The 22,943-nt window shown below is 71.4% G+C and carries 23 protein-coding genes; 15 read left to right on the top strand and 8 right to left on the bottom strand.

The annotated features are described in order from the left end of the window. The first annotated feature begins 56 nt into the window (after positions 1-56). From QRN30_RS07950 to QRN30_RS07940, 3 genes are all read left to right on the top strand, one after another. Positions 57-428 carry an FKBP-type peptidyl-prolyl cis-trans isomerase gene (locus QRN30_RS07950; RefSeq protein WP_017885942.1) on the top strand — a complete coding sequence of 124 codons (372 nt, stop codon included), beginning with the start codon at positions 57-59 and terminating at the stop codon, positions 426-428. Beyond that, a complete protein-coding gene (locus tag QRN30_RS07945; protein WP_259496383.1) occupies positions 428-1,264 on the top strand; it encodes an aldo/keto reductase in 837 nt (278 codons plus the stop codon). Before QRN30_RS07950 ends, QRN30_RS07945 begins: the two co-directional genes overlap by 1 nt. A 163-nt stretch (positions 1,265-1,427) precedes the next feature. Further along, entirely contained in the window at positions 1,428-3,671 is a 2,244-nt protein-coding gene (locus QRN30_RS07940; RefSeq protein WP_258370490.1) for a HelD family protein, read from the top strand. A 144-nt stretch (positions 3,672-3,815) separates the two neighbouring features. On the opposite strand, the gene QRN30_RS07935 is transcribed toward QRN30_RS07940, so the two are convergent. From QRN30_RS07935 to QRN30_RS07925, 3 genes are read right to left on the bottom strand one after another with little or no spacing between them, the layout of a single operon-like run. Beyond that, positions 3,816-4,085, bottom strand: a complete 270-nt coding sequence (locus QRN30_RS07935; protein ID WP_071405582.1) for a protealysin inhibitor emfourin — start codon at positions 4,083-4,085, stop codon at positions 3,816-3,818. A gap of 29 nt (positions 4,086-4,114) precedes the next feature. After that, on the bottom strand, positions 4,115-5,164 hold the full coding sequence (locus QRN30_RS07930) for a M4 family metallopeptidase (RefSeq protein WP_284760824.1): 1,050 nt from the start codon (positions 5,162-5,164) through the stop codon (positions 4,115-4,117). A 59-nt stretch (positions 5,165-5,223) separates the two neighbouring features. Then, on the bottom strand, positions 5,224-6,300 hold the full coding sequence (locus QRN30_RS07925; RefSeq protein WP_284760823.1) for a glycoside hydrolase family 6 protein: 1,077 nt from the start codon (positions 6,298-6,300) through the stop codon (positions 5,224-5,226). Between the two features lie 183 nt (positions 6,301-6,483). On the opposite strand from QRN30_RS07925, the gene QRN30_RS07920 reads away from it, so the two are divergent. The 3 genes from QRN30_RS07920 (at position 6,484) to QRN30_RS07910 (ending at position 8,243) form a co-directional block, all read left to right on the top strand. After that, positions 6,484-6,933 (top strand): VanZ family protein, encoded by a 450-nt coding sequence (locus QRN30_RS07920; RefSeq protein WP_017885936.1) that lies wholly within the window; start codon positions 6,484-6,486, stop codon positions 6,931-6,933. A 100-nt stretch (positions 6,934-7,033) separates the two neighbouring features. Beyond that, entirely contained in the window at positions 7,034-7,303 is a 270-nt protein-coding gene (gene rpsO / locus QRN30_RS07915; protein ID WP_017885935.1) for a 30S ribosomal protein S15, read from the top strand. A gap of 322 nt (positions 7,304-7,625) precedes the next feature. Continuing rightward, entirely contained in the window at positions 7,626-8,243 is a 618-nt protein-coding gene (locus QRN30_RS07910; RefSeq protein WP_284760822.1) for a CE1759 family FMN reductase, read from the top strand. A gap of 179 nt (positions 8,244-8,422) precedes the next feature. Here the strand turns inward: QRN30_RS07910 and QRN30_RS07905 are convergent, their stop codons facing one another. After that, positions 8,423-9,625, bottom strand: coding sequence for an aggregation-promoting factor C-terminal-like domain-containing protein (locus QRN30_RS07905; RefSeq protein WP_284760821.1), 1,203 nt, complete (start codon positions 9,623-9,625; stop codon positions 8,423-8,425). A 281-nt stretch (positions 9,626-9,906) separates the two neighbouring features. Between QRN30_RS07905 and QRN30_RS07900 the strand changes: the two genes are divergently transcribed. Next, positions 9,907-12,186: a polyribonucleotide nucleotidyltransferase gene (locus QRN30_RS07900; RefSeq protein WP_259552115.1), complete on the top strand. Its 2,280-nt coding sequence runs from the start codon at positions 9,907-9,909 to the stop codon at positions 12,184-12,186. A 125-nt stretch (positions 12,187-12,311) separates the two neighbouring features. Here QRN30_RS07900 and QRN30_RS07895 read toward each other — a convergent pair whose 3' ends face one another. After that, a complete protein-coding gene (locus QRN30_RS07895) occupies positions 12,312-12,839 on the bottom strand; it encodes a YbhB/YbcL family Raf kinase inhibitor-like protein (RefSeq protein WP_056071290.1) in 528 nt (175 codons plus the stop codon). Positions 12,840-13,126: 287 nt separating this feature from the next. Further along, positions 13,127-13,774 carry a TetR/AcrR family transcriptional regulator gene (locus QRN30_RS07890; RefSeq protein ID WP_056071287.1) on the bottom strand — a complete coding sequence of 216 codons (648 nt, stop codon included), beginning with the start codon at positions 13,772-13,774 and terminating at the stop codon, positions 13,127-13,129. Positions 13,775-14,025: 251 nt separating this feature from the next. Between QRN30_RS07890 and QRN30_RS07885 the strand changes: the two genes are divergently transcribed. Together QRN30_RS07885 and QRN30_RS07880 are read left to right on the top strand one after the other, a co-directional pair. Beyond that, complete coding sequence (locus QRN30_RS07885; protein WP_284760818.1) at positions 14,026-15,360, top strand: M16 family metallopeptidase; 1,335 nt, start codon at positions 14,026-14,028, stop codon at positions 15,358-15,360. Between the two features lie 8 nt (positions 15,361-15,368). Continuing rightward, complete coding sequence (locus QRN30_RS07880) at positions 15,369-15,971, top strand: histidine phosphatase family protein (RefSeq protein ID WP_017885928.1); 603 nt, start codon at positions 15,369-15,371, stop codon at positions 15,969-15,971. A 49-nt stretch (positions 15,972-16,020) separates the two neighbouring features. On the opposite strand, the gene QRN30_RS07875 is transcribed toward QRN30_RS07880, so the two are convergent. Continuing rightward, positions 16,021-16,542: a GNAT family N-acetyltransferase gene (locus QRN30_RS07875; RefSeq protein WP_042538451.1), complete on the bottom strand. Its 522-nt coding sequence runs from the start codon at positions 16,540-16,542 to the stop codon at positions 16,021-16,023. 23 nt (positions 16,543-16,565) lie between these two features. Between QRN30_RS07875 and QRN30_RS07870 the strand changes: the two genes are divergently transcribed. Continuing rightward, complete coding sequence (locus QRN30_RS07870) at positions 16,566-17,312, top strand: 4-hydroxy-tetrahydrodipicolinate reductase (RefSeq protein ID WP_236559561.1); 747 nt, start codon at positions 16,566-16,568, stop codon at positions 17,310-17,312. A gap of 14 nt (positions 17,313-17,326) precedes the next feature. Beyond that, the gene (locus QRN30_RS07865) at positions 17,327-17,791 is read left to right on the top strand and encodes a tetratricopeptide repeat protein (protein WP_017885925.1); all 465 of its coding nucleotides are present in this window, start codon (positions 17,327-17,329) and stop codon (positions 17,789-17,791) included. Between the two features lie 19 nt (positions 17,792-17,810). On the opposite strand, the gene QRN30_RS07860 is transcribed toward QRN30_RS07865, so the two are convergent. Beyond that, a complete protein-coding gene (locus tag QRN30_RS07860; RefSeq protein ID WP_042538449.1) occupies positions 17,811-18,725 on the bottom strand; it encodes a TIGR01777 family oxidoreductase in 915 nt (304 codons plus the stop codon). 38 nt (positions 18,726-18,763) lie between these two features. On the opposite strand from QRN30_RS07860, the gene QRN30_RS07855 reads away from it, so the two are divergent. The 4 genes from QRN30_RS07855 to QRN30_RS07840 all read left to right on the top strand — a co-directional run bounded on the left by QRN30_RS07855 (position 18,764) and on the right by QRN30_RS07840 (position 22,923). Next, complete coding sequence (locus QRN30_RS07855; RefSeq protein ID WP_042538447.1) at positions 18,764-19,594, top strand: thymidylate synthase; 831 nt, start codon at positions 18,764-18,766, stop codon at positions 19,592-19,594. Beyond that, positions 19,594-20,094: a dihydrofolate reductase gene (locus QRN30_RS07850; protein WP_056071279.1), complete on the top strand. Its 501-nt coding sequence runs from the start codon at positions 19,594-19,596 to the stop codon at positions 20,092-20,094. The genes QRN30_RS07855 and QRN30_RS07850 overlap by 1 nt, the downstream gene beginning before the upstream one ends. Before the next feature lie 125 nt (positions 20,095-20,219). Next, positions 20,220-21,197 carry a 4-hydroxy-tetrahydrodipicolinate synthase gene (gene dapA, locus QRN30_RS07845; RefSeq protein WP_259552119.1) on the top strand — a complete coding sequence of 326 codons (978 nt, stop codon included), beginning with the start codon at positions 20,220-20,222 and terminating at the stop codon, positions 21,195-21,197. Between the two features lie 49 nt (positions 21,198-21,246). Further along, the gene (locus tag QRN30_RS07840) at positions 21,247-22,923 is read left to right on the top strand and encodes a ribonuclease J (RefSeq protein WP_017885920.1); all 1,677 of its coding nucleotides are present in this window, start codon (positions 21,247-21,249) and stop codon (positions 22,921-22,923) included. Positions 22,924-22,943: the final 20 nt, after the last annotated feature.

The raw sequence follows: 22,943 nt of genomic DNA, 5'->3' as shown, positions 1-22,943 counted from the left end.
TGCGGGCTGGACGCTCGTTGCGCGTGCCCGGTGCGCCCTCTGGTTGACTGATCAGCATGACTGACCTGAACAGCAAGCCCGAGTTCGACGCCCCCGAGGGCCCCGCCCCCACCGAGCTCGTCGTCACCGACATCGTCGAGGGCTCCGGCGAAGAAGCGTCCGCCGGCTCGACCGTCAAGGTCCACTACGCCGGCGTCGAGTACGAGACCGGCGAGGAGTTCGACAGCTCCTGGAACCGCGGCGAGCCCATCGACTTCCCGCTCGCGGCGCTGGTGCGCGGCTGGCAGGAGGGCATCCCCGGCATGAAGGTCGGCGGCCGCCGCAAGCTCGTCGTCCCGCCGGAGCTCGCCTACGGCCCCGCCGGTGGCGGCCACTTCCTGTCCGGCAAGACCCTCATCTTCGTGATCGACCTGCTCGGGGTCCGCTGATGCAGGTCGGTGCCCCGACGATCGAGCTGAACGACGGCCACCGGTTCCCGGAACTCGGCCTCGGCACCTACGGGCTGAACGGCGACGAGGGTGCGGCCGCGGTCGGCACCGCGATCGCGGGCGGTTACCGGCTGCTCGACACGGCGCTGAACTACGGCAACGAGGACGCCGTCGGCAGGGCCGTCCGCGAGTCCGAGGTGGCGCGCGAGGACCTCGTCGTCACGTCGAAGCTCCCCGGCCGCCACCACGGCTACGACGAGGCGCACCGCTCGATCGACGAGACCCTCGGCAACCTGGGGCTCGACCACGTCGACCTGTACCTGATCCACTGGCCGAACCCGTCGGTGGACAAGTTCGTCGACACCTGGAAGGCGTTCGTCGACCTGCGCGACAGCGGCAAGGTCCGCTCGATCGGCGTCTCGAACTTCACGCCGGAGCACCTCCGCCGCATCGTCGACGCCACCGGGGTCGCCCCGGCCGTCAACCAGGTCGAGCTGCACCCGTACTTCCCCCAGGCGGAACTGCGCAAGGTGCACCAGGAGCTCGGCATCGTGACCGAGAGCTGGAGCCCGCTCGCGAAGCGGTCGGAACTGCTCACCGAGCAGCCGATCGTCGACGCCGCCGCCGCACACGGGGTGGCCCCCGGCCAGGTCGTCCTGCGCTGGCACGTCCAGCTCGGTGCCGTGCCGGTGCCGAAGTCGGGCGACGCCGCCCGCCAGAAGGAGAACCTCGACGTCTTCGGCTTCGAGCTGACCGACGACGAGGTGCAGGCGATCTCCGCGCTCGAGCGCGGCCGCCTGTGGGACGGCGATCCGGACACGCACGAAGAGATGTAGACGGGTCGCGGACACGCGGACACGCGGACACGCGGACGCGCGGACGCGCGGACGCGCTGCCGTCCGGACCGGAGGCGCGGTGCCAGCTGGCACCGCGCCTCCAGTCATCCGTGTCGGTGCGCCGGGACTACACTGGACACCCCTCTTTCCCGAAGGGTTGTGTGTGTCCGAACCGACCGAGATCGACCGTGAGCGCGGCTACGTCGACGGCCTCTTCCGTCGTCTCGACGAGCTGACCGCCGAGGCCGAACAGCGCCTCGCCGAGACCCGCCGACAGGCGGTCGGCGGGAACCACCAGAGCCGCAGCGAGCGCGACGCGTACGCCCGGCTCTACGAGGACACCGTCGCGACGCTCGAGCGGGTGGGGGACCGTCTGGTCTTCGGCCGGCTCGAGGTCGCCGAGCCCGACAACCCCGACGACACCTTCCGGTACATCGGCCGTGTGGGGCTGCGCGACGCCGAGCACCGGCCGCTGCTGCTCGACTGGCGCGTCCCCGGTGCGAGCGCCTTCTACCAGGCCACCGCGGCGCACCCCATGGGCATGCGCTCCCGCCGGCACCTGTCCCTGCAGGGCCGTCGCGTGGTCGGCGTCGAGGACGAGGTGTTCGACGCCTCGCTCTACGACGACGAGCGCACCCACCTGCAGGGCGAAGGGGCGCTGCTCGCCGCGGTGACCGCCGAGCGCACCGGCCGGATGACCGACATCGTCGCGACGATCCAGGGCGAGCAGGACCGCATCATCCGCTCCCCGCTCGAGGGCGTGCTCATCGTGCAGGGCGGCCCCGGCACCGGCAAGACCGCCGTGGCGCTGCACCGGGCCGCCTACCTGCTGTACTCGTACCGCGAACGGCTGCGGGGCTCCGGCGTGCTCATGGTCGGCCCGTCCCCGGCGTTCCTGACGTACATCGAGCAGGTGCTCCCGTCGCTCGGCGAGACCGGTGTCGTGATGGCGTCGCTCGGCTCGCTCTACCCGGGCGTGCACGCGACGACGCACGACACCCGCGACGTCGCCGCCGTGAAGGGCGCCGCGCAGATGGCGTCACTGCTGCGCCGGGCCGTGCGCTCGCGCCAGGTCGTGCCGACCGAGTCGGTCACGCTCGACATCGAGGGCGAGCGGCTCGTCGTCCCGCCGCAGCTCGTCGCCGACGCCATGAAGCGCGCGCAGGACCGCGGCAAGCCGCACAACGCCGCCCGCGTCACGTTCAACAAGACCGCCCTCGACGCGATGACCCGCCTGCTCGCCGAGCAGCTGCGGGAGCGCGGCACCACGGTGGACGAGGCCGACGAGAAGGTCCTGCGCGAGGACATCCGGAGCTCGTACGACGCCCGCGTGCTGCTCAACACCGCGTGGCTGCCGCTGCCGCCGGAGAAGTTCCTCGAGGACCTCTACGCCCGGCCGAACTGGCTCGCCTCGCTCACCCCCGACTGGACCCCGGAGCGCCGAGCCCTGCTGCAGCGCGCCCGCGGGACGGCCTGGACCGTCGAGGACGTCCCTCTGCTCGACGAGGCCGCTGAACTCCTCGGCCCGTTCGACCCGACCGGCGGCGCCGCCAAGCGCGCGGCGAAGGCCAGCCGGAACCGTGACATCGAGAACGCCCGCCAGGCCATCGAGAACATGGGCGTCGAGGGCATCGTCAGCGCCGAGCAGGTCGCCGGCTCGTTCGCCGAGGGCGGCGACCCCCGCTCCACCGCCGAGCGCGCCGCCGACGACCGCGAGTGGACCTACGGGCACATCGTCGTCGACGAGGCGCAGGAGCTCTCGCCGATGCAGTGGCGCGTGCTCGCCCGCCGCAACCCGCTGCGCTCGTTCACGATCGTCGGCGACATGGCGCAGGGTTCCTCGCCCGGCGCCGCGCGCACCTGGGACGACGTCATCGGGGCGCTCGCGCGTCGCCGACGCGGCCGTGCGCCGCAGGTGCCGCTCGACCACCGCATCGAGCAGCTCACGGTGAACTACCGCACCCCGCGCTCCATCGTCGAGGCCGCCGGGGCCTTCGCGGACAGCGCCGGCCTCACGGTCACCCGCAACGAGGCCGTTCGAGACGGTGACCCCGTCGAGCGCGTCCGCGTCGCCCGGGCCGACCTGCTCGACACCGTCGTGGCGGTCGCCGACGCCGAGCGTGCCCGGATCGGCTCCGGCACCATCGGCGTCATCGTCCCCGAGGCCCAGGTCGACACGGTCCGGCAGCGGCTCGCCCGCACCGAGGCGGACGTCCGGGGCCTCGCCTCGCCGACCGCCGGCTCGCTCACGGTGCTGACGGGTGCGGACGCCAAGGGGCTGGAGTTCGACGGCGTGCTGCTCGTGGACCCGGACGGCGTGGGGGCCGACGCCGCCCGTGCCGCCGCCGCGGTGTACGTCGCGATGACGCGTCCGACCCGTCGCCTGACGGTCATCGACGTCGACTGACGGTCGCGTCCCCGCGCACTTCGTGCGCAGGAACGGTCGGGTCCGTCGGTCCCACGCGACCGTTCCTGCGCACGATCGGTGGGCGGTGGCGTCCCCGCGGGGCGGACGGGAGGCCCGGTGCGGGCCCGCCACGGGCCTCCCGGCTCAGGTCGGGTCGCCTTCGGACCGCACCCGCGCGACCAGGTCGGCCCACGGACCGTCGAGGCGGCGACCCGGGATCGTCACGGTGGTGCGCTCGACGGTGATCGTCCAGCTGAAGTCGTCGGGGACGGGCGCTGCCGTCGGTGCCGGGGTGCGCCGCAGCGCGTCGACGACGTCGGACCACGCCGTGGGGTCGCTGCTCGTGTCGGTGTCGACCCGCCAGCGTCGTGTGGTGCCGGCGAAGCCCCCGGAGCGGCGGACCTCGATGCGCATGGCCCCGACGGTACGCCCGGGTGGCCTGCTCAGTCGAGCACGCCCACCTGCTGCCAGGCCTGGCGGACCGCGGTCTGCTCGGCGGAACCGTCCCCGAACCGCCGCCCGGCCGCGTCGGCGGTGACGGCGGCGAAGCCCGCGAAGTCGATCGAAGCGGTCACCTCGGGCGACGTCAGAGCGTCCCACCAGACGGCACCGGCGCCCAGCCATGCGGGGCCGCCGATCGCCGTGGCCGCCAGGAAGAACGCGTGGTTCGGGATGCCGGAGTTCGTGTGGACCCCGCCGGCGTCGTCCGTGGTGTCGACGAACCCGGCCATGGTCGCCGGTTGCGGGTCCTTCCCGAGCACCGGGTCGTCGTACGCGGTGCCGGGGGCTCGCATCGACCGGAGCGCGTCGCCCTGCACAGCGTCGGTGAACAGCCCCTCGCCGATGAGCCAGCTCGCCTGCTCCGCCGTCTGCCCCGCAGCGTACTGGGCGACCAGGGAGCCGAAGACGTCGCTGATCGACTCGTTGAGGGCACCCGACTGGCCCTGGTAGGTCAGGTCGGCGGTGTACTGCGTGACGCCGTGCGCCAGCTCGTGGCCGATGACGTCGAGCGCGACGGTGAAGCGGCGGAACACCTCGTCGTCGCCGTCGCCGAACACCATCCGGCGGCCGTCCCAGTAGGCGTTGTCGTAGTCCTGGCCGAAGTGCACGGTCGCGTCGAGGGGGAGCCCGGCGCCGTCGATCGACACCCGGTCGAACACCTCGAGCCAGAAGGCGTGCGTGGCGCCGAGGCCCGCGTACGCCTCGTCGACCGCGGCGTCACCGGAGTCGGCGTCACCCTCGCGCCGGACGACGGTGCCGGGCAGCGTCGTGGTGCCGTGCGCGTCGGTGATCGTCCGCTGCGGGGAGCGGTCGACGGCGCCGCTGACGCCGCGCGGGGCGACCAGGTGCGCGTGCTTCGGTGCCTGCACGGCGTCGAGCGAGGCCAGCGCGGTGCGTGCTGCCGAGGCCGCCCGGGGGAACGCGTCGGCATCGGCGACGGCGCGGAGCAAGTAGGGCGGGACGACGGAGCGGATGCGGTCGGTCGCGGTCATGCGCACATGCAACCACCGGGCACCGACACGGCCCTGCGCGGGCTGTCGGAAGACGGTGGTCAGTCGCGCTTGCGGTGCTCGACGAGGGCCAGCGCGTACGACTCCCACCACTGGCCGGCCGCGGGGCCGCCGTTGCAGGTGCCGTCGCTGAGTCCCGGCGTCTTCACCCAGAGCAGGGCGTCGAGCCGGGTGCTGCCGCCGGTGACGTGCGGCTCCTGGCCGAGGCCGGCGCCCTCGGGGTTGCACCAGGTTCCCCGCCACCCCTGCCCGTTGCGGGAGACGTCGATGACGAAGTGCGGGTCCCCGCCGATCGCGTCGGCGAGCTCGTCGGCGTACGCGCGCTCCTGGTCGACCCGGTAGAAGTTCGACACGTTCGTGAAGAACCCCTGCACCTCGTCGATGCCGGCCTGCCGCAGCCAGTCCGCCATGGTGGCGGTCGGCACGCGGTTCTCGTTGCCGCCGTCCAGGTACACGGTGAGCCCGTGGCCGGTCAGGGCGTCGACGGCCTTCCGCAGCAGGGGCAGGCGTTCGTCGCGCAGCCGCTCGCAGTTCTGGATCTGGGCGATCGAGTCGGGTTCGACGAGCACGACGGCGTGCGAACCGGCCATCGCCCGGACGGCGGACCGGACCCACGGCAGGTAGGCGTCGTCCTCGGTGCCGCCCTTCGAGTAGCTGCCGCAGTCGCGGTCGGGGATGCTGTACAGGACGAACACCGGGGTGCCGCCACGTTCCTTCGCGGTGGCGACCACGGACCGGATGGTCGACCGGGTCTCGGAGCGCGAGGTGTTCGTCAGCCAGGTCGCGATCGGCTGGTCGGCGATGACCGCGATCTGCTCGGCGGTCTGGGCGTCGCCCTCGGCCCGGGCCTGGCGCTCGCGGATGCCGGCCTGGTTCACCGCGGTCGGCTGGCGCGCGAGTCCGCCGGGGAACGCCTCGGCCGCGGACTTCCGCTCGGACACGGCTCGTCCGCTCGGGGTACGGTCGCCGTCCGGCGGGCCACCGTTCCAGGGGCCGACGACCACGAGCGTCGTCACGACCGCGGCGACGACGACGGCCGCCGCGGCGATCCACCCCCACTGCCGCAGTCCGCCGGTGCGGTTGCGGAGGGGGGTGCTGGGTGCCTCGTGCTCCGGCATGCTGCGGTGCTCCCTGATCTGCCCGTGCGGTGTCGGTGGTGCGGGCAGCGGTCGTGCCCGGACCCATGCTGACAGGTGCGGGGGAGTCCTGACCAGGGCCGAGCCGCGATCGCCCAGGAGTCGCACCGCCCGCTGACAGGAGCGCTCCAGCGACCGCGCAGGACCGTGCTCCACACTGTGCGGATGTTCCGTCGACTCCTCCTCCTCGCCCTGACCGCGGGCTACGCCTGGGTGATCTGGCGGATGACGCTGACCCCGCAGGTCTTCACCTCGGCCCAGAACTCGCTCGTGCTGCACGCGATCGCGTGGGTGCAGCAGCTGCCGCACGGTGCCTGGTTCACGTACGAGCGCACCGAGTTCCTCGCCAACATCGCGATGTTCGTGCCGGTCGGCATGCTCGCCGCGCTGTGGCTGCCCCGTCGCTGGTGGATCCTCGGCGCGCTCGTCGCGGTGGCACTGTCCACGGGCATCGAGTTCGCCCAGGCCACGTACCTGCCGTACCGCGTCGCGGACCCGCGCGACGTGCTGTCGAACGGTCTCGGCGGGCTGCTCGGCGCGACCCTGGTCGGACTCGTCCGCAGCCTGTTGCCGGACCGTCGCCGCCGACGCCGTCTGCAGCCCAGGACCGCGTAGGACTCTGGTAGTCTTGGGCGGTTGCCGTCGAACGGCCGCGGACAAAGAGCGCTCGTGCATCAGGCACGGGCACCGCGCAACGGACAGGAAGGGGATCACCATGGCACTTGACGCACAGGTCAAGCAGGAGATCATCGAAGAGTACGCGACCCACCCGGGCGACACCGGATCCCCCGAGGTCCAGGTCGCCGTTCTGACGCGTCGTATCAACGACCTGAACGAGCACCTCAAGGAGCACAAGCACGACCACCACTCGCGTCGTGGCCTGCTGCTCATGGTCGGTCAGCGTCGCCGTCTCCTCGGCTACCTCTCCGACGTCGACATCGCCCGCTACCGCACGCTCATCGAGCGCCTCGGCCTGCGTCGCTAGTCGACCGGACACACGCTTGACCGAACGCCCCGGTCCTCTCCACGAGGACCGGGGTGTTCTTCGTTCCCGGGGCGGGCGTCGTGCGCCGGGGTCCGCTCCGTCGGCGCTCCCGCTCGGACCGGTCACGACACGTCGCCCGCGCTCGTCCCGCGGTCACGACTCGTCGTATCCCGCGGTCTGACTCGACACTTCGTGACCGATCGGCGGTCAGCGCGCGGGGAGTCGTGACCGATCGGCCGCCGGTCGGACGACGGGAATGGTCGCGAGGGGAGCTCGGTTGGATGCTATGTTCATGCAAACGCATCGAAAGTCGGGAAGCATCATGACCACCATCGCCGTCGTCTCCGCCGGACTCTCCGAGCCCAGCTCCACCCGCCTGCTCGCCGACCGTCTGGGCGAGGCGGCCGTGTCCTCGCTCGTCGCCGAAGGCACCCCCGCACACGTCGTGCAGGTGGAGCTCCGGCCGCTCGCGCACGAGATCACCGACGCGATGCTGACCGGGTTCGCCGCACCCGCACTCTCCGCCGCGATGGCCGCCGTGGTCGAGGCTGATGCCGTCGTGTTCGTCACACCGATCTTCACCGCGGGCGTCAGCGGACTCGCCAAGTCCTTCCTCGACGTGCTCGACAAGGACTCGATGGCCGACATGCCCGTCCTGCTCGGTGCCACCGGCGGGACCTCGCGGCACTCCCTGGCGATCGACCACGCGCTGCGACCCGTCTTCGCGTACCTGCGTGCGGCGATCGTCCCCACCGGGGTGTTCGCCGCGACCGACGACTGGGGGACCGACGGCGACTCGGCCGCCCTGGACGGTCGCATCCGCCGGGCCGGAGCCGACCTGGCCTGGGCGATCCGGGCCTCCAGGCGGGCGCCGCAGGAAGCCGACGCGCTCCCCGCGACCCCGGACTTCGCGAGCCTGCTCGGCGGCCTCGGCCACTGAACAGGTGCAGAGACGCCGTCGTGTCGTCGAGACGCCGCCGAATCCGGCGGCGTCTCGTGCGTTCGGCGGCGTCTCAGCAAGACGACGGCGTCTCAGCAAGACGACGGCGTCTCAGTGAGACTGCGGCGTCTCAGCAAGACGACGGCGTCAAGCTGCGCTGCAACCGACCTGCCCGGCGATCAGTACCAGTGCGGGTTGACACTCATCTCGTGCCCCCACGCCCCGCAGGGTGACCCGTAGGCGCTCTTGATGTAGGCGAGGCCCCAGTTGATCTGCGTCGCGGCGTTCGTCCGCCAGTCGGCACCGGCCACCGCCATCTTCTCGGCAGGGAGTGACTGGGGGATGCCGTAGGCGCCGCTCGAGGCGTTCAGGGCGTTCGCCCGCCACCCGGACTCCTGCGTCCACAGGGACACCAGGCACGAGAACTGGTCGTCGCCCCATCCGTAGGACGCCAGGGCCCCGCGCGCGTAGGCCTGGGCGCCGGCCGGGTCGACGACGACGCCGCCGGTGCTCGGGTACGACGTGCCGGAACCGCCGCCGGGGGCGCTGCCGCCACTGCTGCCGGGGGTCGGCGTGTTCGCTGCCTCGGCCGCCGCCGCTGCTGCCCGCTTGCGCTGCTGCTCCGCCTTCTGTGCGGCGACCCGCTGGCCGAGCTCGTACCCGGCTTCCTGCTTCGCAGTGCTGTCCTTGAGTGACGCGAGCTGCGCGTACAGCTCGTCGCTGTGCTGTTCCGTCGACTCGACGGCGGCGTCCGCCACCTGTTCCGCCGACTTCGCCGCGGCCGATCGTTCCTCGGCTGCCTGCGCACGCGTCGCGCGTTCCGTCTCGGCCCGCTCGGCCTGCTCGTGCAGCGACGAGGCGGTGCCGGCAGCGACGGACGCGTCGTCCATCACGCCGGACCAGGTCTCAGAGAGCTGGTCGAGCGCACCGAGCTGGTAGAGCAGCTGGTCCGGGTTCTTCGCGGTCGCGATCCGGGTGGTCATCTGGTTCGTGCTGCCGTCGCGGTACAGGTTCGCGGCCAGCTGGCCGGCCCGCTGCTGGGCCCGCTCCGCCGTCTGGCTCGCGTGCTGCGCCTGGGCCTGGAGGCTCGTGGCGGCCTGGGTGGCCGACGCCAGCTCCGTCTCGGCCGCGTCCGCCTTCGACGAGGCCACCAGGGCGGCCTGCGACTTCGCGGCCGCTTCGTCCTGCGCCGACTGCAGCGCGGCCTGCACCTTCTGCACCTCGGCCCGCTTCGCGGTCTCGTTGCCCTTGGCGCGCTGGACGTCCTGCCAGGTGGGGTACTCGGTGGCGTTGGCGGGCACAGCGGTCAGGGTCGGGGTGACGAGCGCGCCGACGACCACGGCGGCCGCGACGAGCACGCCCCGTGAGGGGGTGAGACGCATGTCGGCAGGCTACCGATGTTCACCAGGAGTCCAGCGAGCCGCGCCGCCGACAGCCTGAGGACTGGTAAAGTCCATCGTGTCCGAGGACTCATTCCCCGGACGTCACACACAACACTGCGCAGGCCGGGCACGGAGCTGGTCATCGGTGGTGGCTCGCGGGCCGGAACGGTTTCCCGAGTGCTTCTACTGCTGGCCAGACATGCGTCCGGAACGATCGGCGCGCACGCACCATCGAGTGCCGTCGCCACGGCCTGCCGGAAACACATCAAGGAGGCGCCCTTTTGGAGGGTCCCGAGATCAAGTTCGCCGAAGCCGTCATCGACAACGGCAAGTACGGCAAGCGCACCGTCCGGTTCGAGACCGGTCGGCTCGCTCAGCAGGCCCAGGGCGCGGTCGCCGCGTACCTGGACGAGGAAACGATGCTCCTCTCGGCCACCAGCGCCGGCAAGCACCCGCGTGAAGGATTCGACTTCTTCCCGCTGACCGTCGACGTCGAGGAGCGTTCCTACGCCGCCGGCAAGATCCCCGGTTCGTTCTTCCGTCGCGAAGGCCGTCCGTCGACCGAGGCCATCCTCGTCTGCCGTCTGATCGACCGGCCGCTGCGTCCGTCGTTCGTCGACGGCCTGCGCAACGAGGTCCAGATCGTCATCACCGTCCTGAGCATCGCTCCGGACGAGTTCTACGACGCGCTGGCCATCAACGCCGCGTCCGCGTCGACGCAGATCTCCGGTCTGCCGTTCTCCGGCCCGATCGCCGGTGTGCGCCTCGCGCTCATCGGTGACCAGTGGGTCGCGTTCCCGAAGGCCTCGCAGCTCGCCGACGCCGTGTTCGACCTGACCGTCGCCGGCCGTGTCGTCACGGACGAGGCGGGCAACGAGGACGTCGCGATCATGATGGTCGAGGCGGAAGCCACCGAGCACGCCTGGGACCTCATCCAGGGCGGCGCCACCAAGCCCGACGAGGCCATCGTCGCCCAGGGTCTCGAGGCGGCCAAGCCGTTCCTCAAGTCCCTCGTCGACGCCCAGGCCAAGCTCGCCGCGCAGTCGGCCAAGGAGATCCAGGACTTCCCGGTCTTCCCGCCGTACGCGCCCGAGGTCTACTCGGCCGTTGAAGCCCTCGCGCTCTCCGAGCTCGGTGACGTCTACAAGATCGCCGCCAAGACCGAGCGTCAGGACGCCGACGACGCGCTCAAGTCGCGCGTCAAGGCTGCCATCGCCGAGCAGGTCGCCGCAGGCTCGCTGCCCGAGGTCGCCAACTCGCAGGTCGGTGCCGCGTACAAGTCGGTCACGAAGAAGGTCGTCCGCGGCCGCATCCTGACCGAGCAGATCCGCATGGACGGCCGCGGCCTCGCCGACATCCGTCCGCTCGACGCCGAGGTCGCCGTGATCCCGCGCGTCCACGGTTCGGCGATCTTCCAGCGCGGCGAGACGCAGATCCTCGGCGTCACCACGCTGAACATGCTCAAGATGGAGCAGCAGATCGACTCGCTGTCGCCCGTCACGAAGAAGCGCTACCTGCACCACTACAACTTCCCGCCCTACTCGACCGGTGAGACCGGCCGTGTGGGTTCGCCGAAGCGTCGCGAGATCGGGCACGGCTTCCTCGCCGAGCGCGCACTCGTGCCGGTGCTGCCGTCGCGTGACGAGTTCCCCTACGCCATCCGCCAGGTCTCCGAGGCGCTCAGCTCCAACGGCTCGACCTCGATGGGTTCCGTCTGCGCCTCGACCCTGTCGCTGCTCAACGCCGGTGTGCCCCTCAAGGCCCCGGTCGCCGGCATCGCGATGGGCCTGGTCTCCGACACCGTCGACGGTCAGACCCGCTACGCGGCCCTGACCGACATCCTCGGTGCCGAAGACGCGCTCGGCGACATGGACTTCAAGGTCGCCGGTACCTCGGAGTTCGTCACCGCGATCCAGCTCGACACCAAGCTCGACGGCATCCCGTCGACGGTGCTCGACGCGGCGCTCAAGCAGGCCAAGGAGGCCCGCTCGGCCATCCTCGGTGTGCTGAACGAGGCGATCGACGCCCCCGACGAGATGGCGGACACCGCTCCTCGCGTGATCTCGGTGCAGATCCCCGTCGACAAGATCGGCGAGCTGATCGGCCCGAAGGGCAAGACGATCAACGGGATCCAGGACACCACCGGTGCCGACATCTCGATCGAGGACAACGGCACCGTCTACATCGGCGCCGTCGACGGTCCGTCGGCCGAGGCCGCTCGTGCCCAGGTCAACGCGATCGCGAACCCGACCAACCCGGAGATCGGGGACCAGTTCCTCGGCACCGTCGTGAAGATCGCCACCTTCGGCGCCTTCGTGTCGCTGCTCCCGGGCCGTGACGGTCTGCTCCACGTCTCCGAGGTGCGCAAGCTCGCCGGTGGCAAGCGTGTGGAGAACGTCGAAGACGTGCTCGGCGTCGGCCAGAAGGTCCTGGTCGAGGTCACCAAGGTGGACGACCGCGGCAAGCTGTCGCTCGCGCCGGTCGTGGCCGACGAGACCGAGGGTGACTCCACCTCGGCCGAGACGGTCCGCGCCCACGCCGAGGACCCGGCCGAGGGCTGATCCTCTCTCGCGTCCTGACGCACGAACGGCCGCCGTCCCTTCCGGGGCGGCGGCCGTTCGCCGTTGCGGGCCGTGTGTGCGGTGGGCGCGAAAGCTCGCGGCGCGGTGCGCGGTGCGCGTACCCGTCAGGCGGCGGGGGTCTCCTGCGTGCCCATGAGCTGCGCGCGACCGAGCAGGTGCCCACGGAGCATGAAGCCGACGACCGCGGGGGTCGCGTCGGCCGGCGCCTCGAGCACGGGGACGTCGAGGGCACTCAGCGTGAAGAAGTACCGGTGCGCGCCGTGACCCGCGGGCGGTGCAGCGCCGAGGAACGTGTCCGTGCCGAACTCGTTGCGGCGGCGGAGGGCCTCGGCGGGCAGCAGGGCGTCGTCGGTGCCGGCACCGGCGGGGAGCGAGGTCGCCGAGCCCGGGATGTCGGTCAGGCTCCAGTGCCAGAAGCCGGAGCCGGTCGGGGCGTCGGGGTCGTACACGGTCAGGACGAAGCTCTTCGTGCCCTCGGGTGCGTCCGACCACTCGAGCGCGGGGGAGCGGTCCTCGCCACCGGCGTCGGAGCCGCGCGCCGAGGTGGGCAGCGCACCGCCGTCGGCGAAGTCGGGGCTCGTCAGGGTGAAGGACGGGACATCGGGCAGGTTCCAGTTGGGGTCGTTGGCCATGCCCCCAGCCAACACCCGCCGGCCGGGCCTGCGCTCGGGACGCGCGTGGGGCTGTGGGAGTTCGCACAGACGGCCTGGAGGCGCGGAGCGGGGCCGCCACGGGCCTCCCGTCCGCCCCACGGTCGCCTCGACCGCGCTGCGGAAGCGACAGATCTGCGTCGCGCGGGTGCGTCCGTGCCGCGAAGCCGACGGATCGCCGCGAACTGTTCGCGGTGACCTGTCGCTTTCGCGAAAGCGACAGTGACAGCCGACAGCCGACAGCGACAGCGCTGGCGACGAGTCGGGTCTCAGACCGCGAGCACCCGGTCGACCACGCGGTTCAGCGCCGCGGTGGCAGCGATCGCGTCGCCGGCGTAGGCCCCGGCCATCGCACCGTCACGCGCGAGCATGAGCTCGTCGGCGCCGTCGCCGGGCAGGGGGTGCCCGGCGTCGTGCAGCAGGGTCGCGAGGCGCTCGGTGTACCAGTCGCGGTGCACGGCGACGACCTGGCGGACCGGGTCGCGCGGGTCGTGGTACTCGGCGGCGGCGTGCAGGAACGCACAGCCGCGGAAGGCCGGGTCGTTGACGTCGTCGGCCAGCGCGGCGACCCACGCTCGGACAGCCCGCTCGGGGGAGCCGGCGTCGGTGATGAGCTGCTCCATCCGCTCCTGCACGCGCTCGTGCTGGGTCCGGATGTAGGCGAGGATCAGGTTGTCCTTCGACCCGTAGTGCTTGTAGAACGTCGCCTTCGTGACGCTCGCCTCGGAGATGAGGCGGTCGACGCCGACGCTGTGGATGCCCTCTTCGTAGAACAGCCGCGTGGCGGTCTCGAGGACACGGACCTTCGCGCCGCCGGAGCGGGGAGTCGGGGGGACGCTCGACCCGTCCGGCGACGCGAGGTTCGTGCTCGGGCCGGGGAGACGCTGGACGGCCGGTTGGGGGGAATCGACCGTCACAGCGTGTACTCCTCGGACTCATCGGCTCCGCGACCGGAGTGGGGGGACTCGGTGGTCGCGCAGGACTGATGTCCCGAGCCGCCGGATCGGAACTTAGGGGGGCTTTCGATCCGGCGTGGCCAACTGTAGCACAAGGAGGACAGACAGACGAGTCGGTCTGTCCACACTTCCTGTACCCCACTTCGAGTGGCACGTGGCCCGGACCGGGAAACTGGGCGGCACGCGTCGGCGGATCAGTAGGCTCGTCTGCGATGAACCAGCCAGTGCCACTGCCGCTCGGGGCCCCGGACACGTCGTTCCTGACGTCCGGTGGGGCCTTCGTCCGTCGCACCGTGTTGCCGTCGGGCGTCCGTGTGCTCACCGAGGTGGTGCCGGGCGCCGCGTCGACGAGCATCGGGTTCTGGGTCGGCGTCGGTTCACGTGACGAGCGCGACGGTCAGTTCGGCTCGACGCACTTCCTCGAACACCTGCTCTTCAAGGGCACCGAGACGCGGTCGGCGCTCGACATCGCCATCGCGTTCGACTCGGTCGGCGGTGAGCACAACGCCGCGACGGCCAAGGAGTACACCTGCTACTACGCACGGGTCCGGGATACCGACGTCCCGATGGCCGTGAACGTCATCGGTGACATGGTCACCGGGTCGGTGCTCGAGCACGAGGCCTTCGCCGTGGAGCGCGGTGTCATCCTCGAAGAACTCGCGATGGCCGCTGACGACCCGGCCGACGTCGCGGGCGAAGCGTTCTTCGCCGCGGCGTTCGGCGGGCACCCCCTCGGCCGTCCGATCGGCGGCACCCCGGACAGCATCCGTGCGGTCCAGCGCGACGAGGTGCTGGCGCACTACCGCGAGCACTACGCGCCCAACGGCATCGTCGTCACCGCCGCCGGTGCCGTCGACCACGACCGGTTCTGCGAGCTCGTCGCCGGCGTCTTCCACGACGCTCCCGACGCCGCGCCGCTGCCGCGCCGCACGCCCCAGACGGTTGCCGACCCGGTCGAGCCGAAGCTGTCCGTGGTGCACCGCCCGACCGAGCAGGTCAGCATGCTCCGCGGCTCGCAGGGTCTCGACCTGCGCGACGACCGCCGGCCCTCGCTCAGCGTCCTGAACGCCGTGCTCGGCGGCGGCATGAGCTCGCGCCTGTTCCAAGAGGTCCGCGAGCGCCGCGGTCTGGCCTACGCGGTGTCGTCGTTCGCTCCCGCCTACCTGGACAACGGTGCCTTCGGCGTCTACGCCGGCTGCGCGCCGGACAACGTCGCCGGTGTCGTCGACATCGTCGACGCGGAGTTCCGCCGGATGGTCGACCACGGCATCACCGACGACGAACTGCGGCGGGCGAAGGGGCAGATCGAGGGTGCGCTGACGCTCTCGCTCGAGGACTCCGACGCACGCATGACGCGTCTCGGCCGTTCCGAGCTCGGCACGGGGGAGTACACCGACCTGTCGACCGCGCTCGAACGCGTGGACGGCGTCACCACCGGCGGCGTGCTCGAACTCGCGCGCGACCTGCTCACCCGACCGACGATCACCTCGGTGGTCGGCGCCGTGCAGCAGGACGAACTCGCCGCGGCCATCGGGATCGGCAGCTGAACACGGACATGTCGCACTACCTGTACCTCGTCCGCCACGGTGAACACCAGGACGCCGAACACGGCCTGCGGGACGGCAAGCTCTCCGAACGCGGCAAGCGTCAGGCGACCCTGGTCGCCGACCGTCTCGGCGGCGTGCCATTCGACGGCGTGTACCACTCGCCGCTCGAGGCCCCGAGCGAGACCGCCGCGTTCCTGTCGCAGCGACTGCCGTCGATCCAGCCGGAACCCTCGACGCTGCTGTTCGACTGCATCCCCTCGGGCCCGACGCCGGACATGCCGCACGCCTACCAGGGCTGGTACGGCGGCATCACCGAAGAGGAGATCGTCGCCGGGCAAGCCCAGATGGGCGACGCCGTGTCGGAGTGGTTCACCCCGGCGCGCGAAGACCGGCACGACCTGCTCATCACGCACAACGCCGTGATCGGCTGGTTCGTGCGTGAAGCGTTCCAGGCGCCCGAGTGGCGCTGGATGGGCACCAACGTCGCGCACACCGCGCTCACGATCATCCGGATCCGCTCGGCGAAGCCGGCCGAGGTCGTCACGCTGAACGACCTGGCCCACCTGCCGGTGGAGCTGCGCACCGGGCTGCCGGTCGACCAGCCCGTCTAGCGGCCGCCGGTCCGGTTCGCGGTGGCGCGGCCGGGAGGCCCGTGGCGGCTCAGGCGTCCGGCCCGCGGCCCGTCCGGGTCGGGGCCACCGCCTTGCGGTACCAGGCGGTCGCGTTCGGGTTGTCGTTGAACGGCTCGACGCGTTCGTAGCCGCGGCTGCGGTACAGGGCGGCCGCGGCGACGAGTGAGTCGTTCGTGTCGAGGACGATGCTCGTCGCGCCGAGGTCGGCACCGGCCCGCTCGAGCAGGTCCATCACGGCCGTCGCGACCCCCTTGCCGCGCCCGGCCGGTGTCACGAAGACGTGCTTGACCTCGAACCGGACGTCGACGGCGCCGGCTGCGTCCACCCCGTCCGCGATCCGCCGGAGCCCCCCGCACCCGATCGCGACGCCGTCGTCGTCCGCCAGTGCGAAGACACCGTTCGGCGGCGTGAACTCGGCCGCGGGGGTGCGCTTCCGTGCGTAGGTGCCCTGCGCGCTCGGGAACGTCGCCTCGCGCTCGTCCAGGTACGCGTCGAGCAGGACGTCGACCTCGGGCAGATCGGCCGGCACGGTCCTGACCTCGACTGACATGCGTCGATCCTAGGATGGACCGCATGGTCACTCCCGTCGCCGTCGTCGGCGCCACCGGTCGTCTCGGGGGCCTCGTGGCCGCCGTCGTCGAGGAACTCCCGGAGTTCGAGCTCGTCGCCCGTCTGTCCTCGAAGGACGGCGCCCACCAGGCACCCCCGTCCGTCTTCGGCGGCGCGGCCCTGGTGGTCGACGTGACGGTGCCGTCGCTCAGCCCCGCGATCGTGGAGAACGCACTGTCGAGCGGCGCGAACGTGCTCGTCGGTACCTCCGGCTGGTCGCTCGACCGCCTCGCGAAGCTCCGCACCGGGCTGCAGGAACGCCCGGAGCAGGGGGTGCTCGTCGTCCCGAACTTCTCGATCGGCTCGGTGCTCGGCACCCACCTGGCGACGATCGCGGCGCCGTGGTTCCCGGCTGCCGAGATCGTCGAGACCCACCACGCCGGCAAGATCGACTCACCCTCGGGCACCGCGGTGCGCACGGCGGAGCTGATGGCCGACGCCCGGCGCGATGTCGGGCCGGTGGACGCTCCACACGTCGACCAGCGCGCCCGTGGTCAGCAGGTCGCCAGTGTGCCCATCCACTCGCTCCGGCTGCCCGGGGTGAAGGCCGTGCAGGACGTCCTGCTGAGCGGCCCCGGCGAGACACTGACGATCCGGCACGACACCAACGACGACGTCGCCTACGTGGCGGGCATCCGTGCGGCGCTCGCGAACGTGGTGTCGGCGCGGGGGCTCACCGTGGGCCTCGGCAGCGTCCTCGGCATCGGCTGAGGGCCGTGGGTCGCATGGAGCGGGCCGGACGCACGATCCGCTCGCCGTTCTGGGGTGCAGCACTGATGGCGGTGCTGCTCGCCCTGTACATCGTTCTCGTCGGACAGCGTGCTGTGGCCTTCATCGCCACCGGCATCCCGATCGGCATCGGCATCGGTGTCGCACTGTTCGTCGTCGCCGCGATCGGCGCGCTCCTGCTCGTCCTGGAGTTCCGCTTCGGCATCCGCATCACGCGGCTCGGCGCACGGCTCGAGGCCGAGGGCGGCACACCGGACGACGTCGTCCCCGTGCGGCCGTCGGGTCGTCCGATCCGCGACGCCGCCGACGAGCTGTTCCCGCGGTACCGCGACGCGGTCGAGCAGGACCCGGCCGACTGGCGTGCCTGGTACCGGCTCGGTGTGGTCTACGACGCCGCGGGCGACCGCAAACGTGCACGGTCGGCGATGCGCACCGCCCTGGCGCGCGCCGCCGACCGCTGACCCCCGGTCTGCCGTCCGATCAGAAGACGGCGTCGATCGCGTCCGCAGCCTGCGTGTACCGGAACGTGTAGCCGGACTCGAGCAACTTCGTGGGGACCATCCGCTGGCTCGACAGGAGCATGTCGTCCGCGGCGTCCCGCAGCGCCAGGCGCAGGGCGAACTCGGGGATCCGGAACAGGTAGGGGCGGTGCAGCACCTCGGCGACGTGCTTCGTGATGCGGTCGGCGACGACCGGCTCCGGGCCCGCCAGGTTGACCGGGCCGGAGACGTCCGGCGCCGCGGTCGCCAGGTGCACGATCGCGCCGACCTCGTCCTCGAGGGCGATCCAGGGCCAGTGCTGGCCGCCGGTGCCGAGTCGGCTGCCGACGCCGAGCTTGGTCAGCGGGACGAGGGGTGCGAGCGCGCCGCCGCCCTTGCCGATCACGATGCCGGTCCGGAGCGTGATGACCCGGACCCCCGCGGGGGCGGCGTTCGCGGCCGACTCCCACGCGGTGCAGACGTCGGCGAGGAACCCCGTGCCCGGGGCGGCGTCGTCGGGCAGCACGTCGGCCGGACGGTCGCCGTACACGCCCGAGGCCGAGCCCGACAGGAACAGCGCCGGGGGAGTGGTCGCGTGCCGCATCGCCTCGACCAGGGTGTCGGTGGCGTCGATGCGTGAGCTGCGGATCTCCTTGCGGTACGCGTCGGTCCACGGCAGCTTGCCGATGTTCGCGCCGGCCAGGTTGATCACGACGTCGGCGCCGTCGAGGATCGCCGGGTCGAGCGGACGTCGCCCCGGTGCCCAGCGGAACTCGGTCGCGGTGCGGGCTTCCCGGCGCACGAGCGTGGTGACGTGGTGCCCCGCCTCGCGCAGGGCGCGGACGAGGGGGGTCCCGATGAAGCCGGACGAGCCGGCCACCAGGATCGAGAGCGGTTGTTCCGTCGTGTCGGGCATACCGGCAACGCTACTCACACCGACGTAGGCTTCTGTGTGTGACCGACAGCGAGACCGTACAGCCCGACGCTTCCGTCCCGACCCCCTACGAGGACCTGCTCCGCCGGGTCCTGACCGAGGGCTCGCCGAAGGGCGACCGCACCGGCACGGGGACCCGCAGCCTGTTCGGTGCACAGCTCCGCTACGACCTGTCGAAGGGCTTCCCGCTCGTCACCACGAAGCGCGTGCACTTCAAGTCGATCGCGTACGAGCTCCTCTGGTTCCTGCGCGGCGAGGGCAACGCGACCTGGCTGCAGGAGCACGGTGTCCGGATCTGGAACGAGTGGGCGGACGCCGACGGCGACCTCGGCCCGGTGTACGGCGTGCAGTGGCGATCCTGGCCCACCCCCTCGGGTGAGCACGTCGACCAGATCGCCCAGGTCATCGAGCAGATCAGGACGAACCCGGACAGCCGTCGGCTCATCGTCTCGGCGTGGAACGTCGCCGACGTGCCGGACATGGCGCTCGCCCCGTGCCACGCGTTCTTCCAGTTCTACGTGAACGACGGCAAGCTCTCGTGCCAGCTCTACCAGCGGAGCGCCGACATGTTCCTCGGCGTCCCGTTCAACATCGCCTCGTACGCGCTGCTGACCCACATGATCGCGGCGCAGACCGGGCTCGAGGTCGGCGACTTCGTCTGGACCGGCGGCGACTGCCACGTCTACGACAACCACGTCGAACAGGTCGAGGAGCAGCTGTCCCGCACGGCGTACCCGATGCCGACGCTCGAGCTCGCGCCGCGCGACTCGATCGACGACTACGAGTACGAGGACTTCACCGTCGTCGGGTACGAGCACCACCCGGCGATCAAGGCCGCGGTCGCCGTCTGATGATCGGCATGGTCTGGGCCCGCTCGACCGCCGGCGTCATCGGTGCCGACGGGGGCATGCCCTGGCACGTGCCCGAGGACCTGGCGCACTTCAAGCGGGTCACCGGCGACGCGACCGTGCTCATGGGCCGGCGCACGTGGGAGTCCCTGCCCGAGCGGTTCCGCCCCCTGCCCGGTCGGCGCAACGTGGTGCTCACCCGTGACACGACGTGGACCGCCGACGGTGCCGAGGCGGTGCACGACCTGCAGGCCGCGCTCGAAGGCGACGACGGCACCGACGAGACCGTCTGGGTCATCGGCGGCGGCCAGGTCTACGCCGCGGCGCTCGACCGTGCCGATGTCGTCTCCGAGACCGTGATCGACGTCGACGTCCCCGGCGACACCGTCGCACCGACGCTCGACGAGACTGCCGGTTGGACGCTCACCGACGAGGGCCCGTGGCAGGAGTCCCGCAACGGCGGCACCCGCTACCGGTTCCTGGAGTGGCAGCGTCGCGCCTGAGCGCCCGCACGCGCCGGGCGTGACCGGCGGGACGGACGTGATCCGGGCCTCCCGGCCGCGCCGCAGGCAGGCGACCGTCCACACGGACGGCGGCCTCCGCGCGCATCCCCGGTACGCTGGTGCCCGTGTCCCCGCGTGAGAATCCCTTCGGTCAGGTCCTCGTCGCCCTCGTGACCCCGTTCACGGCCGACGGAGAGGTCGACTGGCCCGGCGTCGAGCAGCACATCGACGACTGCATCACCGCCGGCGCCGACGGCATCGTCGTCACCGGCACGACCGGCGAGACGTCGACGCTCACCGACCCGGAGAAGCTCCGGCTGGTCGAGGTCGGCAAGTCCGTCGCCGCCGGCCGCGCGAAGATCATCACGGGTGGTGGCTCGAACGAGACCGCGCACGCCATCCACCTGTACAAGCAGAGCGAGAAGGCCGGCGCGGACGGCGTGATGATCGTCACGCCGTACTACAACAAGCCGACACAGTCGGGTGTCCTCACCCACTTCCGGATGATCGCGGACGCCACCGACCTGCCGGTGATCCTGTACGACATCCCGGGCCGCACCGGCATCCCGATCACCTACGACACGATCCTGCGTGCGTCGAAGCACCCGAACATCCTCGCCGTGAAGGACGCCAAGGGCGACTTCGCCGAGGTCTCGCGCGTGCTGAACAACACCGACCTCATGTACTTCTCCGGTGACGACACGAACGTGCTCCCGCACCTGTCGATCGGTGCCACCGGCCTGATCGGCGTGACGGCGAACATCACGAGCACGCCGTACCGCACCATCGTCGACGCCGTGAACCGGGGCGACCTGGCCACCGCGACGGCCGAGCACAAGCGACTCGAGCCGCTCGTCCGCGCCGTGATGACGCACGTTCCCGGTACCGTGGCCGCCAAGTACATCCTGCACGGGCTCGGCCGCATCGGCAGCCCGCGCGTCCGACTGCCGCTCGTCGGCCCCGAGGACTCCGAGGCGTACGCCATCGAGACCTCACTCGAAGCCGTGCGCGACGTGCCCGGCGCCGACTTCTCGAACTTCCGCCCCGACCGCAACGCGGCGGCCGGCGGTGCACTACCGAAGGTGCCAGGCACCACCCGCTAGCGAACACCGCGGCGCGCAGCACGCACGTCGCCCGAATCCGTAGGACCGAATGCCCACACAAGTCTCCACACCGCAGCCGCTCGAGAACGGCACCCTCCGCGTGATCCCCATCGGGGGCCTCGGCGAGATCGGTCGCAACATGACCGTCTACGAGTACGAGGGCAAGCTGCTCATCGTCGACGCCGGCGTGCTGTTCCCCGAGGAGCACCAGCCCGGTGTCGACCTGATCCTGCCGGACTTCACGCCGATCCGTGACCGCCTCGACGACGTCCTCGGTGTCGTGCTCACGCACGGCCACGAAGACCACATCGGTGCGGTCCCGTACCTGCTGAAGCTCCGCGACGACATCCCGCTGATCGGCTCCACGCTGACCCTCGCGCTCGTCGAGGCGAAGCTCAAGGAACACCGGATCAAGCCGTACACGCTCGTCGTGGCCGAGGACCAGACCGAGCAGATCGGCCCGTTCCACCTCGAGTTCGTCGCCGTGAACCACTCCATCCCGGACGCCCTCGCCGTCGCGATCACGACCCCCGCCGGTCGTGTCCTGCACACGGGTGACTTCAAGATGGACCAGCTCCCGCTGGACGACCGGATCACCGACCTCCGTGCGTTCGCCCGTCTGGGCGAGGCCGGCGTCGACCTGTTCCTGCCGGACTCCACGAACGCCGACGTGCCGGGCTTCACCGCTCCGGAGCGTGACATCGGCCCGGTGCTCGAGAACATCATCATGCGCGCCCGCAAGAAGGTCGTCGTGGCGAGCTTCTCGTCCCACGTGCACCGCGTGCAGCAGGTCCTCGACGCCGCCGCGGCCGCGAACCGCAAGGTCGCGTTCATGGGCCGCTCGATGATCCGCAACATGACGATCGCCGCCGACCTCGGGTACCTGCGGGTGCCGGAGAACGTGCTCATCGACACGAAGAAGGCGAAGAACGTCCCCGACGACCAGATCGTCTACATGTCGACCGGGTCGCAGGGTGAGCCGATGGCCGTCCTGGCCCGCATGGCGAACCTCGAGCACCAGATCGAGATCGGCGAGGGCGACACCGTCATCCTCGCGTCGTCGCTCATCCCGGGCAACGAGAACGCCGTGTACCGCGTGATCGACGGGCTGACCAAGCTCGGCGCGAAGGTCGTGCACAAGGGCAACGCCAAGGTGCACGTCTCCGGACACGCCTCGGCCGGCGAACTGCTCTACTGCTACAACATCCTGCGACCGCGCAACGTGCTCCCCGTCCACGGCGAGCACCGTCACCTGTACGCGAACGCCGACCTGGCGATCCAGACGGGCGTCCCGCCGCGCAACGTGATCCTCGGTCAGGACGGCATCGTCGTCGACCTGAAGGACGGCGTCGCAACGGTCGCCGGCCAGCTCGACATCGGCTACGTCTACGTCGACGGCTCCACCGTCGGCGAGATCACCGACGCCGACCTGAAGGACCGCCGTGTCCTGGCCGAAGAGGGCTTCATCTCGGTCTTCTGCGCGGTGGACTTCACCACCGGGCAGTGCGTGATCGGCCCCGAGATCCAGTCGCGCGGCTTCGCCGAGGACGACTCCGTCTTCGACGACGTGCGTCCGCAGATCGCCAAGGCGATCTCCGAGGCCGCAGCCAACGGCACGCGCGACTCGCACGCCTTCGCGCAGGTCGTCCGTCGGACGGTCGGTCGTTGGGTGAACACGAAGCACCGTCGTCGTCCGATGATCGTCCCGGTGGTCATCGAGGCGTAGCCTCCGTCCCCGCCCTGGAG

This window comes from Curtobacterium sp. MEB011 (assembly GCF_030209655.1).
Taxonomy (GTDB): Bacteria; Actinomycetota; Actinomycetes; order Actinomycetales; family Microbacteriaceae; genus Curtobacterium; species Curtobacterium poinsettiae.
This window is presented reverse-complemented; position numbering and strand designations above follow the sequence as displayed.

What these genes read in the sequence shown, in the direction of transcription:
- QRN30_RS07950 (WP_017885942.1), top strand. Translation starts at nt 57, where the DNA reads ATGACTGACCTGAACAGCAAGCCCGAGTTCGACGCCCCCGAGGGCCCC.
- QRN30_RS07945 (WP_259496383.1), top strand. Translation starts at nt 428, where the DNA reads ATGCAGGTCGGTGCCCCGACGATCGAGCTGAACGACGGCCACCGGTTC.
- QRN30_RS07935 (WP_071405582.1), bottom strand. Translation starts at nt 4,085, where the DNA reads ATGCGCATCGAGGTCCGCCGCTCCGGGGGCTTCGCCGGCACCACACGA.
- QRN30_RS07930 (WP_284760824.1), bottom strand. Translation starts at nt 5,164, where the DNA reads ATGACCGCGACCGACCGCATCCGCTCCGTCGTCCCGCCCTACTTGCTC.
- QRN30_RS07925 (WP_284760823.1), bottom strand. Translation starts at nt 6,300, where the DNA reads ATGCCGGAGCACGAGGCACCCAGCACCCCCCTCCGCAACCGCACCGGC.
- QRN30_RS07920 (WP_017885936.1), top strand. Translation starts at nt 6,484, where the DNA reads ATGTTCCGTCGACTCCTCCTCCTCGCCCTGACCGCGGGCTACGCCTGG.
- rpsO (WP_017885935.1), top strand. Translation starts at nt 7,034, where the DNA reads ATGGCACTTGACGCACAGGTCAAGCAGGAGATCATCGAAGAGTACGCG.
- QRN30_RS07910 (WP_284760822.1), top strand. Translation starts at nt 7,626, where the DNA reads ATGACCACCATCGCCGTCGTCTCCGCCGGACTCTCCGAGCCCAGCTCC.
- QRN30_RS07905 (WP_284760821.1), bottom strand. Translation starts at nt 9,625, where the DNA reads ATGCGTCTCACCCCCTCACGGGGCGTGCTCGTCGCGGCCGCCGTGGTC.
- QRN30_RS07895 (WP_056071290.1), bottom strand. Translation starts at nt 12,839, where the DNA reads ATGGCCAACGACCCCAACTGGAACCTGCCCGATGTCCCGTCCTTCACC.
- QRN30_RS07885 (WP_284760818.1), top strand. Translation starts at nt 14,026, where the DNA reads ATGAACCAGCCAGTGCCACTGCCGCTCGGGGCCCCGGACACGTCGTTC.
- QRN30_RS07880 (WP_017885928.1), top strand. Translation starts at nt 15,369, where the DNA reads ATGTCGCACTACCTGTACCTCGTCCGCCACGGTGAACACCAGGACGCC.
- QRN30_RS07875 (WP_042538451.1), bottom strand. Translation starts at nt 16,542, where the DNA reads ATGTCAGTCGAGGTCAGGACCGTGCCGGCCGATCTGCCCGAGGTCGAC.
- QRN30_RS07870 (WP_236559561.1), top strand. Translation starts at nt 16,566, where the DNA reads ATGGTCACTCCCGTCGCCGTCGTCGGCGCCACCGGTCGTCTCGGGGGC.
- QRN30_RS07865 (WP_017885925.1), top strand. Translation starts at nt 17,327, where the DNA reads ATGGAGCGGGCCGGACGCACGATCCGCTCGCCGTTCTGGGGTGCAGCA.
- QRN30_RS07860 (WP_042538449.1), bottom strand. Translation starts at nt 18,725, where the DNA reads ATGCCCGACACGACGGAACAACCGCTCTCGATCCTGGTGGCCGGCTCG.
- QRN30_RS07850 (WP_056071279.1), top strand. Translation starts at nt 19,594, where the DNA reads ATGATCGGCATGGTCTGGGCCCGCTCGACCGCCGGCGTCATCGGTGCC.
- QRN30_RS07840 (WP_017885920.1), top strand. Translation starts at nt 21,247, where the DNA reads ATGCCCACACAAGTCTCCACACCGCAGCCGCTCGAGAACGGCACCCTC.